The 587-nt window shown below is 65.9% G+C and carries 1 protein-coding gene and 1 pseudogene; both read left to right on the forward strand.

What is annotated here, in order from left to right; genetic code table 11:
- Positions 1–208: 208 nt before the first annotated feature.
- Positions 209–413, forward strand: a pseudogene (locus F6Q13_RS19755) (hypothetical protein); the annotation flags it as partial.
- A 3-nt stretch (positions 414–416) separates the two neighbouring features.
- The gene (locus tag F6Q13_RS20415) at positions 417–482 is read left to right on the forward strand and encodes a hypothetical protein (RefSeq protein ID WP_367141380.1); all 66 of its coding nucleotides are present in this window, start codon (positions 417–419) and stop codon (positions 480–482) included.
- Positions 483–587: the final 105 nt, after the last annotated feature.

Below are 587 nucleotides of genomic sequence, written 5' to 3' on the forward strand. Positions count from 1 at the left end.
GATGTACTCCACGACGTCGCCGACGGTACGAAGCCCGGCCAGGTCCTCGTCGGAGATCTCGGTCATAGCCTTGACAGTAGAGGCGTGTTGATACATATCGGCACCGGGCAGATCTACCTGCCGGACAAACCCGATGCTGCGCGAGCCACTGCGACCCCCGGCTGCTCGGGCATTGGCGCACCACATCGGGGCGGCCCGTGACGAGCACGGCATGCACATGCTGTTTCGCCGATTCTCGTTCCCGGGCGGCGCGCCCAGCCACATCGCCCCGGAGGTGCCGGGCTCAGTCCACGAGGGTGGAGAACCGGGCTACTCCCCGGCCCACGCCTACGTCGCGGCCTTCGACAACCCGAATGCTGGTGGCCGGTGTCGTCGGGGACGGCGAGGCCGGAACCGGGCCGCCGGCCACCTCGCATGTGTGGCAGCAGGATCACAACGGCTTTTCCCACCACGACGCGGGTTTCCCGCATTCGCTGTCTTGAGTCAGCCGGCAGCCGGCGCCGCTGTCAAAGTCTGGTCACACCCCAGCGGTGTTGAAATTGCGTCTAGGGTCGTGAATCTGGGAAATGCGCAGCCCTGGATGCAAT

Source organism: Mycobacterium sp., from assembly GCF_008709575.1.
Classification (GTDB): domain Bacteria; phylum Actinomycetota; class Actinomycetes; order Mycobacteriales; family Mycobacteriaceae; genus Mycobacterium.